15 protein-coding genes and 1 pseudogene are annotated in these 15,582 nt (G+C 60.4%); 10 read left to right on the top strand and 6 right to left on the bottom strand.

Features of this window, described 5'->3' with window-relative positions:
- Window positions 1-20 precede the first annotated feature (20 nt).
- Window positions 21-266, bottom strand: coding sequence for a type II toxin-antitoxin system Phd/YefM family antitoxin (locus tag H3Z84_RS07775; protein WP_199457073.1), 246 nt, complete (start codon window positions 264-266; stop codon window positions 21-23).
- Between the two features lie 282 nt (window positions 267-548).
- Here H3Z84_RS07775 and H3Z84_RS07770 point away from each other — a divergent pair, with 282 nt between their 5' ends.
- Window positions 549-1,802, top strand: coding sequence for an NADH:flavin oxidoreductase/NADH oxidase family protein (locus H3Z84_RS07770; protein ID WP_199457072.1), 1,254 nt, complete (start codon window positions 549-551; stop codon window positions 1,800-1,802).
- 407 nt (window positions 1,803-2,209) lie between these two features.
- On the opposite strand, the gene H3Z84_RS07765 is transcribed toward H3Z84_RS07770, so the two are convergent.
- A complete protein-coding gene (locus H3Z84_RS07765; protein WP_199457091.1) occupies window positions 2,210-2,377 on the bottom strand; it encodes a hypothetical protein in 168 nt (55 codons plus the stop codon).
- A gap of 63 nt (window positions 2,378-2,440) precedes the next feature.
- Here H3Z84_RS07765 and H3Z84_RS17185 point away from each other — a divergent pair.
- The 7 genes and pseudogenes from H3Z84_RS17185 to astB all read left to right on the top strand — a co-directional run.
- A pseudogene (locus tag H3Z84_RS17185) lies at window positions 2,441-2,509 on the top strand (hypothetical protein); the annotation flags it as partial.
- A gap of 30 nt (window positions 2,510-2,539) precedes the next feature.
- On the top strand, window positions 2,540-2,914 hold the full coding sequence (locus H3Z84_RS07760) for a nucleotide excision repair endonuclease (protein ID WP_266096179.1): 375 nt from the start codon (window positions 2,540-2,542) through the stop codon (window positions 2,912-2,914).
- Window positions 2,868-3,071 (top strand): hypothetical protein, encoded by a 204-nt coding sequence (locus H3Z84_RS17070; RefSeq protein ID WP_228285765.1) that lies wholly within the window; start codon window positions 2,868-2,870, stop codon window positions 3,069-3,071. Before H3Z84_RS07760 ends, H3Z84_RS17070 begins: the two co-directional genes overlap by 47 nt.
- A 59-nt stretch (window positions 3,072-3,130) precedes the next feature.
- The gene (locus tag H3Z84_RS07755; RefSeq protein ID WP_199457071.1) at window positions 3,131-4,345 is read left to right on the top strand and encodes an aspartate aminotransferase family protein; all 1,215 of its coding nucleotides are present in this window, start codon (window positions 3,131-3,133) and stop codon (window positions 4,343-4,345) included.
- A 191-nt stretch (window positions 4,346-4,536) separates the two neighbouring features.
- Complete coding sequence (locus H3Z84_RS07750; RefSeq protein WP_199457070.1) at window positions 4,537-5,550, top strand: arginine N-succinyltransferase; 1,014 nt, start codon at window positions 4,537-4,539, stop codon at window positions 5,548-5,550.
- Between the two features lie 25 nt (window positions 5,551-5,575).
- Window positions 5,576-6,634, top strand: coding sequence for an arginine N-succinyltransferase (gene astA / locus H3Z84_RS07745; RefSeq protein WP_199457069.1), 1,059 nt, complete (start codon window positions 5,576-5,578; stop codon window positions 6,632-6,634).
- 5 nt (window positions 6,635-6,639) lie between these two features.
- The gene (astB, locus tag H3Z84_RS07740; protein ID WP_199457068.1) at window positions 6,640-7,980 is read left to right on the top strand and encodes an N-succinylarginine dihydrolase; all 1,341 of its coding nucleotides are present in this window, start codon (window positions 6,640-6,642) and stop codon (window positions 7,978-7,980) included.
- Between the two features lie 6 nt (window positions 7,981-7,986).
- Here astB and H3Z84_RS07735 read toward each other — a convergent pair whose 3' ends face one another.
- Complete coding sequence (locus H3Z84_RS07735; RefSeq protein WP_199457067.1) at window positions 7,987-8,619, bottom strand: TetR/AcrR family transcriptional regulator; 633 nt, start codon at window positions 8,617-8,619, stop codon at window positions 7,987-7,989.
- Window positions 8,620-8,785: 166 nt separating this feature from the next.
- Between H3Z84_RS07735 and H3Z84_RS07730 the strand changes: the two genes are divergently transcribed.
- Both H3Z84_RS07730 and H3Z84_RS07725 read left to right on the top strand, forming a co-directional pair.
- Window positions 8,786-9,868: an efflux RND transporter periplasmic adaptor subunit gene (locus H3Z84_RS07730; RefSeq protein ID WP_199457066.1), complete on the top strand. Its 1,083-nt coding sequence runs from the start codon at window positions 8,786-8,788 to the stop codon at window positions 9,866-9,868.
- A complete protein-coding gene (locus H3Z84_RS07725) occupies window positions 9,868-12,894 on the top strand; it encodes an efflux RND transporter permease subunit (protein ID WP_199457065.1) in 3,027 nt (1,008 codons plus the stop codon). The genes H3Z84_RS07730 and H3Z84_RS07725 overlap by 1 nt, the downstream gene beginning before the upstream one ends.
- 18 nt (window positions 12,895-12,912) lie before the next feature.
- Here the strand turns inward: H3Z84_RS07725 and H3Z84_RS07720 are convergent, their stop codons facing one another.
- The 3 genes from H3Z84_RS07720 to H3Z84_RS07710 all read right to left on the bottom strand — a co-directional run bounded on the left by H3Z84_RS07720 (window position 12,913) and on the right by H3Z84_RS07710 (window position 15,557).
- A complete protein-coding gene (locus tag H3Z84_RS07720; protein WP_199457064.1) occupies window positions 12,913-13,965 on the bottom strand; it encodes a succinylglutamate desuccinylase in 1,053 nt (350 codons plus the stop codon).
- 161 nt (window positions 13,966-14,126) lie between these two features.
- Window positions 14,127-14,849 carry an ABC transporter permease gene (locus tag H3Z84_RS07715; RefSeq protein WP_199457063.1) on the bottom strand — a complete coding sequence of 241 codons (723 nt, stop codon included), beginning with the start codon at window positions 14,847-14,849 and terminating at the stop codon, window positions 14,127-14,129.
- 3 nt (window positions 14,850-14,852) lie between these two features.
- The gene (locus H3Z84_RS07710; RefSeq protein WP_199457062.1) at window positions 14,853-15,557 is read right to left on the bottom strand and encodes an ABC transporter permease; all 705 of its coding nucleotides are present in this window, start codon (window positions 15,555-15,557) and stop codon (window positions 14,853-14,855) included.
- Between the last annotated feature and the right edge of the window lie 25 nt (window positions 15,558-15,582).

Raw genomic sequence — 15,582 nt, 5'->3', positions numbered from 1 at the left:
GGGAGCCGCCTTGTAGTTTCTTAGCTGCAGGGCGGCTTTCTTGCCTTTGCGTTGAGCCTGGCCAAATCTCTACCAATTTGCTGCATCAGGCTCTTACTTTGGAGAACGTGAAGGGTTTCCTGCTCTCGCTCCCAGTCCTCAGCACTCATCACCACGAAAGCTTCTCCGGCTCGGCGTGTAACCTTGACCGGTTCATGCTGACTAATTACCTGTTCAACAACACTTTTAAGATTATCTCTAAACTTGTTTACACTGATTGTGTCCATGAAGCACCTCTATGTGTGGATATTTCGTGCAACTATGCATCATCAGCCCTAACGCAGTCATCAGGCTCGTTCTGGCTTTCGGCCTCCGACGGATGCCCCTGTCGGGTCGCCGTTTATGGCTGGCCAGCGACATGCTCGGCGGCAATGGCATCAGTGACGAATTCGGTGTTGCCCGGCATTCAGGCTTTCTTTTGATAAAATCAGTCTCTTCGGCCAATGCCCGGTTCGCCGGGCAGATCCACTATCAGCCTCATGGATCCCGCAAACCACCTCGAGGCCCTTATGACTCCCGCAGAACTGCTCTCTCAGCCGCTCAAGCTCCCTAATGGCTCTGTCATCCCCAACCGCTTTGCCAAGTCCGCCATGAGCGAGACCCTGAGCACCATTGACAACCACCCCACCAAAGCACTGGCAACCCTGTATCGTGCGTGGGCAGAGGGCGGCACCGGGCTGTCGATCACGGGTAATGTAATGATCGACCGCCGGCACATAGGGGAGCCACAGAACGTGGTTATTGAGGATGAAAGCGATCTCGGGCTTCTGACCGCCTGGGCCAAGGCCGGGCAAAAGGGAGGCAAACAGATCTGGATGCAACTGAACCATCCCGGCAAGCAAAGCCCCAAAATGCTGAACAAGGACCCGGTCTCGCCCAGCGCGATACCATTCAAAAAAGAGCTCCGCAGCATGTTTGCCACACCCCGCGCCCTGACCGGCCCGGAAATTGAAGACATCATCCAGCGCTTTGCCCGCAGTGCTGCCATTGCCCAGAAAGCCGGATTCGACGGCGTGCAAATCCACGGCGCCCACGGCTACCTGGTGAGTCAGTTCCTGTCGCCCCATCACAACCAGCGCACAGACGAGTGGGGTGGCTCTGCCGAGAAACGCCGCAGCTTTGTGCTGGCGGTGTACCGGGCTATCCGGAAAGCTTGCGGTGAAGCGTTCAATATTGGCATCAAACTGAACTCCGCAGACTTCCAGCGCGGCGGTTTTACCGAGGACGAATCGCTGGCGGTGATCAAGGCACTCGTCGCAGAGGGGATTGACCTGGTAGAAATCTCCGGCGGTAACTACGAGAACCCAGCCATGGCCAGGGGTGCGGAAGACGGCGAGGTAAAAGCCAGCACCCTGGCGCGGGAGGCTTACTTCCTGGAGTTCGCCGAGAAAGTGCGCAAGCTCACCGACGTACCCTTGATGGTGACCGGCGGCTTCCGCACCGAGACCGGAATGGCCGACGCGTTGGCTTCCGGCGCCACGGACCTGGTGGGCCTGGCGAGGCCGTTGGTGGTGGAGCCGGATTTGCCGAACCGGATTATGAAAGGCGATCAGGTGACCAGCGCGGTTAGGCCCATCAAAACAGGGATTCGACTGATTGATGACATGGCCCTGATGGAAGTGAGCTGGTACACCCGGCAGATCGGCCGGATTGCCAGGGGCAAAGCACCGAAACAGCATGACCGGGGGATTCTGTCGTTGATGGAGGTTCTCGGCGTGATGACAACCCGAAGCGTCCGTAGCAGGCTCCGGGCGGGTGAGTAAGCAGTTTGCAGGGTGGGGCCTTTGGCCCCGCCCTGCATCGTCCCCTGGTTAGTTCGCGAAGTACATCCAGTCAAAGTAATCGTGTAGATCCTGCATGGCATAAGCTTCTGCGGCTTGGGTAAGTTCAAACAACAGGCTTTGGTCTTTGGCAAGTTTCATGGCATTACCTCACAGAGTTGCAGCGGTTGATGCGGTGAGTGGTTTTCACCGGCTTGCAATTTGGTATTTGCATGAGCTGTGCCAGATTGTTTTCTGGCTTGTAAAGTATTGAATACCCGAGGGAAAGGCCAGAGCCCGGCAGGTGTGGGGTTTGGATATGGAGCCAGAATGGTGCGTGTGCACCAGCCAGAAACGAAAAACCCCGGCCGGGGCCGGGGTGATTCTGAGTTAACTTCTGACAGGAAGGATCAGAAGTTGTACTGCGCGGCGAACAGGATACGGTTGGCGTCTTTGCTGTCGCCATCCACATTTTCTGTGTCCCAGTAGCCGTATTCAACGCCCATCATGGTGTTCTTCACCGGAGTCCACTGGTAGTTCAGGAACACGTTCTGGTTGGTCTCTTGGGCATTGGCCACGCCAGCGATAAGTCCGAATTTCGTCGTTTGGGCCGGCCGTTCAGTGCGAAGGTTTTGTGCACGGTGCGCCTGTCCCGGGCGCTGTATCCTGAGCACAGCCGGCACAATATGGACGCCCTTATTACCCGTCACAATTTACCTGAGGTGGAGCGGCATCGGGCCATGGGTGATGTAGCCGCGATGCTCGCGTTCTTCGAGCATGCCCGGGCAGAGCACGGTTCGGATGCCATCAACAACGCTATTCGGAAGCTCTGGCAGCGCCAGAGCACGCCCTCAAACGTCCCTGCCGAATTATTCGCCGGCCTGCCCCATGGCCCGGGGGTTTACCGGTTTTACGGTGACAACGATGTGCTGTTGTACGTTGGCAAAAGCACCAACATAGCGCAGCGGGTGGCATCCCATTTCTCGGGAGACCATCAGTCCAGCCGCGGGCTACGGCTGTCTGAAAGCCTGCGCAGGGTGGAGTTCACAGAAACCGCCGGTGAGTTGGGTGCGTTGCTGCTGCAACTGGATACACCTGCAAACCCTGCGCAGTGAAGAGGAACTGGAAGACTTTCAGCCTGGAAACGAACCGGTCACCTTCGACCTGGATTCCTACAAACTGCTGGCCAAGGCAGTTCTGGGGAAAGACAAAAACCATCACCGCATCATCGAGTTGCCCGCTGTGGCACAACCGGCTGTTCTTATGCCCTGAGTGGCGTATTATGGGCAGATTCACCCTGTCACTTAGCAATGAGTCACTGAGAGAAACCGATGAACAGAGAACCCGTGTCCCGCGAACTTTTCGATGAAGTTATGGTGCCCAACTACGCCCCCGGAAACATCATTCCGGTGCGAGGCGAGGGCTCCCGCGTTTGGGATCAGGACGGGCGAGAATACGTCGATCTCCAGGGCGGCATTGCGGTCACCAGCCTTGGCCATGCCCACCCGGGACTGGTTGGTGCATTGCAGGAACAGGCCGAGAAAATCTGGCACCTGTCCAACGTGATGACTAACGAACCGGCTCTGCGCCTGGCCAAAACCCTGTGCGACCACACCTTCGCTGAGCGGGTGTTCTTCGCCAACTCCGGTGCCGAAGCCAACGAAACCGCCTTCAAACTGGCCCGTCGCTACTCATGGGAACATTACGGCCCGGAGAAGCACGAAATCATCTCCTTCAAAAACGCCTTCCACGGCCGCACCCTGTTCACCGTCAGTGTGGGTGGTCAGCATAAATACCTGGAAGGCTTCGAACCGGCCCCGGGCGGCATCCATCACGCAGATTTCAACGACCTGGATTCGGTAAAAGCACTGATCTCCAAGGAGAAAACCTGTGCCGTGGTGGTTGAGCCCATCCAGGGCGAAAGCGGCGTACTGCCGGCCGATCCCGAATTCCTCAAGGGCCTGCGCCAGCTGTGCGACGAAAACAACGCTCTGCTGGTGTTCGACGAAGTGCAAACCGGTGTCGGCCGCACCGGCTACCTGTACGCCTACGAAATGTACGGCGTAACCCCCGACATCCTGTCCAGCGCCAAAGGCCTGGGCGGCGGTTTCCCGGTCGCCGCCATGCTGACCACAGCCAAAGTCGCCGCAAGCCTCGGCGTCGGCACCCACGGCAGCACCTACGGCGGCAACGCCCTGGCCTGCGCCGTGGCCCAGAAGGTGATCGACACCGTTAGCCAGCCGGAAATCCTCAAAGGCGTCAACGCCCGATCCGACAAGCTCCGCAAAGGCATGATGAACATCGGCGAGCGTTACGGCGTGTTCTCCGAAGTGCGCGGCGCTGGTTTACTGCTAGGCTGTGTACTGACCGAACAGTGGCAGGGCAAGGCCAAGGACTTCCTGAACGCCGGGCTGGAAGAAGGCGTGATGGTGCTGATGGCCGGCGCCAACGTGATTCGTCTTGCGCCGTCCCTGATCATCCCGGAAGTCGATATTGAAGAAGCGCTGGAGCGTTTCGAGGCAGCGGTTAAAAAACTGACGGCATAATTCCGAAGCTGCACGGTTGATGACACAGTAGGTGATGGGCCGGGAACGCCCTTCCGGAAATTTCGCAGGCCATGGATGGCCGGAGAGAAGCGCACAGGGAAGTGCTTGTAGCGGTTTCCGGAAGGGCGTTCCCGGTTCAGCACCGGTCGGCTAACGACGTTGTATGTCTTACCGGAAGAGGGAGCAAGCCCATGTGGCGAGTCCGTCCAGCAAAACTGGATGACCTGCAACAAATACTGGACATAGCCGGAACCCAGGGCGCCAGGCTATCTTCTACGCTACCCAAAACCGAACAACGCCTGGCCGAACGCATCAGCCACGCCCAGGCGTCTCTCGCCGCCCAGGCTCCCAAAACCCCACGGCGCATCCTGCTGGTGCTGGAAAACACCGAAACCGGCCAGATAGCAGGTACCGCCGGCATAGACAGCCGGGCCGGCAACGGCGAACCCTTCTACAACTACCGCCGCGACCACCTGATCCACGCCTCCCACGAACTGGGCACCTCCCGGCGAGTCGAGGTGCTTTACCCCAGCCACGGACTAACCGACCACACCTTGCTGTGCGCCTTCAGCCTGCGCCCCGAACTGCGCGAGACGACCGCTTTCGAGCTGCTCTCCCGGGCCCGGATGCTGTTCATTGCCAGCCACCGGGACTGGTTCAGCTCGCGCATGGTGGTGGAAATTCAGGGCGTTCAGAACGAAGACGGCAGCGTACCCTTCTGGGACAGCCTGGGCCGGCACTTCTTCAACATGGACTTTGAAACCGCAGACCAGTACTCCGGCCAGCTCAGCAAAACCTTCATCGCCGAGCTGATGCCGCCTAACCCCATCTACGTCACCTTGCTGAGCGACTCCGCCCAGGCCGCCATCGGCCAGCCCCACCGTCAGACCCGGGCAAATTACGAGTTGCTTCAGCAGGAAGGCTTTCTGCCCGGTAATTACCTGGATATCTTCGATGGCGGGCCGGTTCTGGAGGCCCGCACGGATGGCCTGCGAACCCTGATCACCAGCCACCCGAAAACCCTGCATGGCAGCCACGACGAGCATGGTGAAACCTGCCTGATTGCGGCCGGTGAAGGTGAGCATTTCCGGTGCCTGCTTACCCCGATGGCAGAAGCCCTCACCGACGATGTGAAAGTGCCGGTTAGTACCTGGAAGGGGCTGGAAAAGAGTGCCGGCGACCGGGTAAGGATCTCTCCGCTATGACCACGAAAAAGGGGAGGGCACCAACATGCTTTTGATCCGGCCACTGCAGGAAAACGACCTGGATGCCCTGTATGCCATGGCGCAGAATGCCGGCAAAGGCCTGACCACACTACCGGCAGACACGGAGCTGCTGCAACGCAAGATCGACCGTGCCCGGGACTCCTTCAGTCAGCGTTGTGCCCCGGAGGCGGGCCTTTACCTGTTTGCGCTGGAAGACACCGAAACCGGGCAGGCGGTGGGCATCAGCGGCATCGAAGCCCGGGTGGGGCTCGAGGAAGTATTCTACAACTATCGCCTAAGCCTGACAGTAAACGCCTCCCGCGAGCTGGGTGTGCACGTGCGGACGCCCACCCTGCACCTGTCCAACGACATGACCGACACCACCGAAATCTGCTCGTTGCTGCTGGCAGACAATTACAAGGGCGACGGCAACGGGTTGTTACTGTCCCGGTGCCGGTTCATGTTCCTGGACGAATTTCGCAAGCATTTCTCCGACAAGGTGTTCGCAGAAATGCGGGGCGTGTCGGACGCCAATGGCCAGAGCCCCCTGTGGGATGCCCTTGGCAGCAAGTTCTTCGACATGGAGTTCAGCCAGGCGGACCGGCTTTCCGGCCTGGGCAATAAGTCCTTCATTGCTGAACTGATGCCGAAATACCCCATTTACTTGCCCATGCTGCCCGACAGCGCCCGGGCGGCGATTGGCCGGGTGCACGACAACACCCTGCCGGCCCTGAAGATGCTGGAAGCCGAGGGCTTCAACTTTAACGGCATGGTCGATATCTTCGACGGCGGCCCGGTGGTGGAAGCCTTCATTCACAACATCCGCAGTATCCGCGAATCCGTCAACCGGCACGCCATGGTGGTGAGTAAACCGGTCGATCTCGATGTGCCGCCGGAGCAGCGGGTGATGATCTCCAACCGCTCGTTCCGGGATTTCCGGGTAACCACCATCCCCGTGGACTGCATCGAGCCGGATACCATCCGGTTGCCCCGGGAGGTGGCAGATGCGCTTCGGGTAGAGTCCGGAGACCCGGTTCGGCTGGCGCCCCTGAAAGATCAATTACGAATTCCGCACCGAAGGTGAGAGAGATGGCAACACACGCAGTTGAAGCGAACTTCGACGGCCTGGTCGGCCCGACCCATAATTACGCCGGGTTGTCCTGGGGTAACGTGGCGTCGAAGTCTAACGTGAACGCCGTGTCCAACCCCAAAGAGGCAGCCTTGCAGGGCCTCGCCAAGATGAAAAAGCTGGCAGACAGGGGCTATGTTCAGGCGGTTCTGCCACCCCACGAGCGGCCTCACATTCCCACCCTGCGGGCCCTGGGCTTTGCCGGCAGCGACCGGCAGGTTCTGGAACAGGCTGCCCAGGCGGATCCGGCCATCCTGGCGGCTGTCTCGTCGGCCTCGGCCATGTGGACTGCCAATGCAGCCACGGTATCGCCAAGCGCCGATACCGCAGACCACCGCGTGCACTTCACCCCGGCCAACCTGAGTGCCAAATTCCATCGCTCCATCGAACATAGGGTGACGGGCCGGGCCCTGAAAGCCATCTTCACCGATGAAAGCTATTTCGCCCACCATCCGGCCCTGCCATCCGTCAGTCACTTTGGTGACGAAGGTGCCGCCAACCATACCCGTTTGTGTGCTGGTTATGGCGACCCCGGAGTTGAGTTGTTTGTGTATGGCCAGGCGGCGTTCAATGAAAGCGCGCCGGCACCGGTGAAGTACCCGGCCCGGCAGACGCTGGAGGCCTCCCGGGCGATTGCAAGGTTGCACGGGCTGGACGACCGCCATGCGGTATTCGCCCAGCAGAACCCGGCGGCCATTGATGCCGGGGTGTTCCACAACGATGTGATTGCGGTGGGTAATGGTAGCTGTCTGTTCTACCACGAGCTGGCGTTTCTGGATGAAGGCGGAGTGCTGTCGGATATCCGGGCGCGTTTGGCCGGAACCGAACTGCAACCGGTGCGGGTCTCAGCGGCAGAGGTACCGATTGAAGATGCCGTAGCTTCTTACCTGTTCAACAGCCAGTTGCTGAATACCCCGGATGGCATGTTGCTGGCGGTGCCGGGCGAGTGCCGGGAGGTCGCGTCGGTCAGCCGTTACCTGGACAGCCTGCTGCAACAGAATGGCCCCATTACCGCAGTGGAAGTGTTCGATGTAAAGCAGTCCATGCGTAACGGCGGCGGCCCGGCCTGCTTGCGGCTGCGAGTGGTGCTGAGCGATGAAGAGCGGCGTGCCATCAATCAGGGTGTGGTTCTGACCGATGCCCTGTACGACCGCCTGACCGCGTGGGTAAATGCCCACTACCGGGATGAGCTGAGCCAGCAGGACCTGGCAGACCCCATGCTGCTGGACGAAGTGCGCAAGGCCCTGGATGAACTGACCGGTATACTGGGGCTGGGCTCGATCTACGATTTCCAGCTGTGACAGGCTTCAGCTGGCAATAGAGCGGGTGAGCATGTCCATGGTGTGATGAATCAGGTTGTCGGCGGGAAAGTCCGGGTTTTCCCCCGCTTCTGCCTGACACAGCATGATCACCCCGTGCAGGGCACCGCGCAGATACAGCGCGGTCTGGGCCGGCGAGGCAATGCGCTCCCGGCTCATGGTGCCGTCTTCCAGGCCCTTGTGGATGGCCGCTTCCATCAGCTGCATCAGTTCGTTCTTCGAGCACAGCATGTCCAGGGCCTGGTCTTCCTCCGCCTCTGCCATGGCGGTTGAGGCCTTGGTCAGGGCTGAAAAGTAATCCGGCGCTTCCCGGTAAAAACGGTAATAGGCATCCCCCATGGCCCGGATCTGGGCCAGCCCGGTATCTGCCGTACTCAGGGCGTTCTCGAATCTTTCCACCAGGCTTTGCCCGGCCCTCAGCATGATGCCCCGCTGAATGGCGGCTTTGTCCTTGAAGTACACATATAGCAACGCGCGGCTCAGGCTGGCGGTGCGGGCGATGTCGTCCATGGAGGTGCGATCGTAGCCTTTCTCGGAAAACACCAGCTCGGCGGCGTCCAGAATGGCATCGTACCTTGCCTGTTTTTCCCGTTCCCTGCGTGTTTTCAACGGCTCGTTCATGGTGCTTCCGGTGTTGTGGTCATGGCCTGAATGATAACTGATAGAGGATAAAAGCCGATTATTGACAATTTGTCAAAGAGTGACATGATGTCGGGAAAACAACGGCGGCTTCTGACGGAAACAGGCGCCAACAAATCATCTATTCAGGGAACGGGGCTGACCAGTCATGTCTCTCTTCGCGCGTTCATTGCCAATAACTCTGGCCAGCATGCTGCTGGCTGTCGTGTCTTTATCCGGCTGCAACAGCAGTGCCTCCGAACAGGCTGCAGACCAGCCGGTATCGGTTCGGGTGGCCGAGGTAACCGGTGGCCAGGTGGTGGAAATTCCGCTGCGCTTCTCCGGTATTGTGCGGGCGGCCCAACGGGCCACCCTGACTTTTCAGGTGAGCGGTACGCTGAAAGAGCGACCGGTGGAACTGGGGCAGACAGTGAAAGCCAGAGATGTGCTGGCCAGTGTGTATAACCCGGCCCTGGAACCGGCAAGGGATTCTGCTGCGGCCCGGCTGGATGAACTGAAAACCCAGTACGACCAGGCCCAGCGGGAATGGGAGCGCTCCAGCCGCTTGCACCAGCGCGGTGTGGTCTCGGAACAGAACCTGGAACAGATCGCCGCCCGGCGGGATTCCCTGCGGGCCAGCATGGCCACGGCCCGGGCCTCCCTGGCGGAAGCCACCCGGTTACTGGAAGAAAGCGTATTGAAAGCCCCGTTTGCCGGCCAGGTAGAAGCCTTGCTGGTAGAGCGGGACGAATTTGTCGCCGCCGGGCAGCCAGTGGTACGCCTGTCTTCGCCGCTGGGCCGTGAAGTGGAAGTGCGGGTGCCCGCACATCTGTTGGGCCATGTGCGGCTCGGGCAGGAGCTGCCGGTCTGGCTGGTGCAGGACCGCAACCGGGAGCCGGCTACCGGCACGGTGGTGGAAATTGCCCAGGGCAGTTCCATCCGTGGCGAGCTGCATCCGGTATTGGTGAGCCTGCCGCCGAATTCGCTTTCTGCCGGTGAACCGGTGGAGGTCGGCATTGCCCCGGTTCAGGAATCTGCGGTCACCGTGCCCCTGCTGGCGGTGATGCGGGACAGCACGGGCACCAGCGTGTTCCGGGTTGAAAATTCCGTGGCCTACAAGGTGCCGGTGGAAGTAGACCGGGTGATCGGCGAGCGGGTGATGATCCATACCGGTGCCCTGAACCCCGGTGACCAGGTGGTCTATGCCGGTATGACCCGGCTGGTGGATGGCGACACCGTGGAGGTGCGCTGATGACCAGCCGCCTGCTGAATTACCAGCGTTTGCTGGGCATGGTGGTAACCATGCTCTGTGTGCTGGGCATTGCCGCCTACAGCACCATGCCACGCCAGGAGGACCCTACCTTTCCGTACCGGGCCGGCATGGTGACCGTGAGCTATCCGGGCGCCAGCGCCGAGGCGGTTGAGCGCCTGGTGCTGCGCCCGTTGACCGATGAACTGCGCCAGGTGGAAGAGCTGGACTGGAGCCAGGGCACAGCACGCACCGGCGTGGCGCTGGCCCGCCTGAAACTGCGTGATCACATCTACGACACCGACAGCGCCTGGGACCGGGTGCGCCAGGCCATGGAGCGGGCACGGCAGGATTTCCCGGACGATGTCGGCCTGATGACCCTGGACGACCGGCTGATTGATATTCCTGCGGTGGTGTTGGCGGTGGGTGGTTCGTCGTCCGTCACCGAACTTTCCGGTGTGGCGGAGAAACTGAAGCAGAACCTGCTGGATATTCCCGGTATCTCCCGTATCGACCTTGAGGGCGACGCCGACGAACAGATTACCCTGGCGCTGGACGACGCCGCGCTTTACCGCCTTGGCGTAGCGCCCAAACGCATCCTGGATACCCTGGCCCGGCGAAACCAGACCATCCCCGGGGGCTTTGTGGTGGTGGAAGGCAAGCGGTTGTCGGTTCTTCCCAATACCGAGTTTGCTGATATCGACGCCATTCGCGCTACGCCCATCGAGTTGCCGGATGGCTCCCAGGTACCCCTGGCGGCAGCCGCGGAAGTCTGGCGCGGCCCGGCGGAGCCCCGGCAGCCGGAAACCTGGTTTGATGGTGAGCGGGTCGTGCTGCTTTCGGTGATCATGGAAGAAGGTTCCACCGACGCCATCCGTTTCGGCGAGCGTATTCGCGAGCGGCTGGAACAGGTACGTGCTGACTTCGAGCCCTACGAAATCCGCGAGATGTTCTTCCAGCCCGACAAGGTATCCGACCGGCTGGACGACCTGGCCTGGAGCCTGGTGCTGTCGGTGCTGATTATCGTAGCAGTGGTGTTTACCGGCATGGGCATTCGCATGGGGCTGCTGGTGGCATCCATCCTGCCTATGGTGGCCCTGATCAGTGTGGGGCTGTACGACCTGGGCGGTGGTGTGCTGCACCAGATTGCCGTGATCGGCATGGTGATCTCGCTCGGTATCCTGATTGATAACGCCATTGTGATTGTGGAGAACATCCAGGGTCACCTGGACGAAGGCATGCGCCGGCTGGATGCCCTGCGCAAGGCCGTTGGCGAGCTGGCCGGGCCACTGGGTGCGTCTACCGGCACCACACTGGCGGCCTTCGCGCCCCTGCTGATGGCCAAGGGGGGTGCGGCTGATTTCACCCGTGGCGTGCCGGTGATGATCATGCTCACGCTGTCGGTCAGTTACCTGCTGGCCATTTCGGCCGTGCCGCTGCTGGCGGCCCGGTTCCTCAAGCCGCGAAAGAATATCCACAAAGACCGGTTGATGGGCCTGGCCCGTTCGCTGGGTGGCCTGGTGTATCGCTATCCGGGCCGTTTGATTGTCGCGGGCACTCTGTTGGTCGCCATCAGCGTGGGCATGACGCCGTTCATGGCCCAGCAGTTTTTCCCCAACGCAGACCGGCCCCGGGTGATTGTGGAAGTGTATCTGCCCGAAGGCACCGACCAGGCCCAAACCTCCGAGGCCGCTGCGGAGCTGGAACGGGCCATTCGCGCCCGCCCGGAAACCCTGGAAGTGCACCGGTTTGTCGGTTTTACCGGCCCGGCGTTTTACTACAACCTGCAGCGAGCGCCCCAGGCACCTAACCGGGCAAGGCTGGTGGTGCGTACGCCGGCGCTCGAAGACACCACAGACCTCGTAGACTGGATTCGCCATGAGCTGGCGCCCACCGTGCCGGAGCTGGATATTTCTGCCGGTATCCTGGGGCAGGGGCCGCCGCGTACCGCGCCGGTTGAAGTGCGAATTTATCACCCCGATGACGCTACCCGTGCCCGTGCCACCGAGCAGGTGTTCAGTGTGCTGCGTGGCGTAACCGGCACCGTCGACGTACGGCACGACCTGGACATCGGTGTGCCCAGTATTGCCATCAACGTAGACGACGCCACCGCCGCCCGTTACGGCCTGACCCGTGCAGACGTAGCCCAGAGCCTGTACGGCCAGAGCTATGGCGTGGTGGCCGAGCGTTACCGGCAGGAAGATGATCCTATCCCCATCATCCTGCGCTCCCGGGAAGGCACCGCGCTGTCGCTGTCACGCCTGTTGTCGGTGAACACCTACAACGATCAGGGGGATGCCATTCCGCTGTCGGCCGTGGCCACGGTTGAAACCACCTGGGAGCCGGCGGCCCGATACCTGAGAAACGGCGTGCGGGTGAATGCGGTAACGGCGAACCTGGAAGAAGGCTACAGCTTCAGCCAGGCCCTGGACGGCTTGTTCGCAGCACTGGACGAACAACCCCTGCCCGCCGGTACCCGGGTAGAGCTGGGCGGCGATGCCGAAGGCTCCAACAATGCCAACAGTGCCCTGCTGACCGCAGCGCCCATCGGCATCCTGTTGCTGCTGTTTTTCCTGCTACTGCAGTTCAACTCCTTCCGTCGGGTTGGCATCATCCTGCTGACGGTGCCGCTGGCCACCGTGGGAATCTTCCCGGGGCTGGTCTTGTCCGGCTCGCCGTTCGGTTTTCAGTCGTTGCTTGGGGTGATTGCATTGGTGGGTATCGTGGTCAACAACGCCATCGTATTGCTGGACGTAATGGACCGTGAGTTGGAAAAGGGCAGGGCCATCGCTGATGCCGTGCGTACCGCTGTTGAACGCCGAACCCGGCCCATTTTGCTGACCACGGCCACCACCGTGGCGGGGCTGCTGCCGCTGGCGTTCTCCAGCTCCACGCTGTGGCCACCCATGGCCTGGGCCATTATCAGTGGCTTGCTGGCTTCTACGGTACTGACCTTGCTGGTGATTCCGTCGGTGTGCACCAAGGTGATCAAACTGCCGGTGGCGGAACCGGAAAACGCCCCGGCCTGAGACAACAGGGCCGGGTCATCACCCGGCCCTGAACTCGTTCTTCGCCCGAATCATCAAACCCACGCGCTGCCCAACCGGCACATGGGGATTGGGAAACACCACCGCCTCCGGCGCCGTACCCACCCGGTAGCTTGTTCTGTCATCTTCCCAGATCACCGTGCCGGGCTGGTACTGGGTAAAATTCGCCACCTCATCCGGCACATGAAACCGGAACGACGGCCCCGTGTTCAACACCTCATGCACCACCTCGAACACCGTTAACCGGTCAAACGGCGGCCGGGCCTGTGGCGCCGGCGCTCCAGAAAACCGACGACGCAATGCCCGTTCAATGCCCCGAAACCGTCGCAAATCATTCCGTCCGAACGGTTCAACCTTGCCCAGCTCCACTGTAAAACTCTCGGCCTTCAAAAGGCTGGATGTAAACGACGAAAACACCGTGGATTCCTGGTGCTGAAGCAGCAACGTCTCCACCTCCGCCTCCAGCAAAAACTCACACTGAACCGCCGGCACCGACCGCCCCGGCACAAACGGATACAAGGCAAACCGCTCCCGCTTCGACGGCCGGATGGCCGTATGCAAATCATAGTGCCTCAACGCCAGCCCATGATGCGCCATCGCAAACTGCCGGCACATCTCCTCCAGAAACTGCGCCCGCCGCGCCTCCGGCAACCCCTTATACTTCGCCTGCCCGTGCGCCCCGTTAAACAGCCGGTTCATGTTCACATCCACAAACCGCTGCCCCGCCACCATCGCCGGCGGATTACCCAGAATCAGCAACAACGGACACCCCAGCTGCCACTCCCCGGCAAACAACTCCGACACCAACCCGTTCAACACCTCAATCGGCGCCGTCTCATTCCCATGAACCCCGGCCGACACAATCAGCGCTTCATTATTCACATTCTCCCGCCCGGCCGGCGGCGTCAGCCACAACACGCCGTTGGCCTTCCGTGAAACCTGTGTTCCGTCCGGCAGCTGTCGCTTGGTTTCGGGTAGGTCAGAGGAGGCAGAGGCCAGGGTGTGAGCCAGCCAGTCAGGGTGGAAGTCAAAGAGGTGGTTGGATGCGTTCATGGACTCCCCGTAAGAGGTTCGGGGCCGTCTGGCAGGATAGGTTCTCCGGGAATTTCGAAGGCCATGGATGGCCGGAGAGAAGCGCACAAGGATGTGCTCGTAGCGGTTCCCGGAGAACCTATCCTGCCAGATGGCCGTGCTCCCATAGAAGGGAGCTCAACTTAACCATTAACAGGCCGCTGATGCCGCAAAAGATGATTTTCCAGTTTGCGGAAAACAAACACCAGAATAAACGTCAAAGCCATGTAGCAAAGCGCCACAAAAATAAACGCCTCAAAAGGAGCATAAAACCGCGAATAAATATTACGCGCCGCCCCCGTAAGATCCACAATCGTCACCACACTGGCAATCGCACTCGCATGAAGCATAAAAATCACCTCATTCGAGTATGCCTGAACCGCCCGCCGCGCCGCACTCGGCAGAATAATCCGCCGCATCCGCAGGAACCAGTTCATACCGTAAGCCTTCGCCGCCTCAATCTCGCCATTGGGTGTGGAAATAATCGCCCCCCGAATAATCTCCGTGGTATAGGCGGCGGTATTCAGGGTAAACGCCAGCAGGGCAGGGTACAGCGGCTCCTTGAAAATCTCCCACCAGAAGGTGTCCTGGATACCCGGAATCTGGGCCACACCGTAGTAAATGATATACAGCTGGATCAGCAGCGGCGTGCCGCGGAACAGATAGGTGTACAGCCAGATAGGGCCAGACACGAACGGATTCTTCACGGTGCGTAGAATCGCCAGCGGCACCGCCACCACCAGACCGATCAACAGCGACAGGAACACCAGGTGCACCGTAGTGACCAGGCCATCCCAGTATTCCATGATGGTCATGGCATTAAAAATATCGTTCTGGTTCAGCCACTCGGCAATGAAATCAGGCATCACTTAATTCCCCCGAGCCACGCCGACATTGGCCCGCTTGTCGAGCCACTTGATGAACAACTCCGAACCCGCCGTCAGCGCCAGGTAAACCGCCGCCACCGGAATAAAGAAGTGGAACGGCATGCGCTCGGCCTTGGCAGCTTCTTCCGCCACCCGCACCATATCGGTCAGGCCGATGATCGACACCAGCGCAGTCGTTTTCAGCAGCACCTGCCAGTTATTGCCGATGCCGGGCAGGGCATGGCGCAGCATCTGCGGAATCATCACCCGGCGGAAGGTGTGCCAGGTGGAAAAGCCATAGGCCCTGGCGGCCTCGATCTGGCCCTTTTCAACGGCCAGGAACGCGCCCCGGAAAGTTTCCGTCATATAGGCGCCGAAAATCAGCCCGATGGTCACCACGCCAGAGATGAACGGATCGAACTGGAAAAAGAAGTCGATTTCACGGGTTTCCCACAGATAGTCCGACAGGGCATTCACCGCCACCTGGCCGCCGTAATAGAACAGCAGCATCATCACCAGGTCAGGCACGCCACGAATCAGCGTGGTGTAGGCGGTGGCGACACCGGTCAGCACCCGGCTGCCAGAAAGCTTCGCTGAGGCGCCAAGCAGGCCCAGGGTGAGGGAGAGTGCCAGTGAGAAGAAGGCCAGTTCAATGGTAACCACAGCGCCTTCAGCGAGGGCCGGGCCATAGCCTTTCAGATCAAGCATGGGAATGTCCGGAAAGCAGGGGAGC

This window comes from Marinobacter sp. bablab_jr003 (genome assembly GCF_016464245.1).
Taxonomy (GTDB): Bacteria; Pseudomonadota; Gammaproteobacteria; order Pseudomonadales; family Oleiphilaceae; genus Marinobacter; species Marinobacter vinifirmus.
Note: the sequence above shows the minus strand (reverse complement) of the source record. Positions and strands in the feature narration are given on the sequence as shown.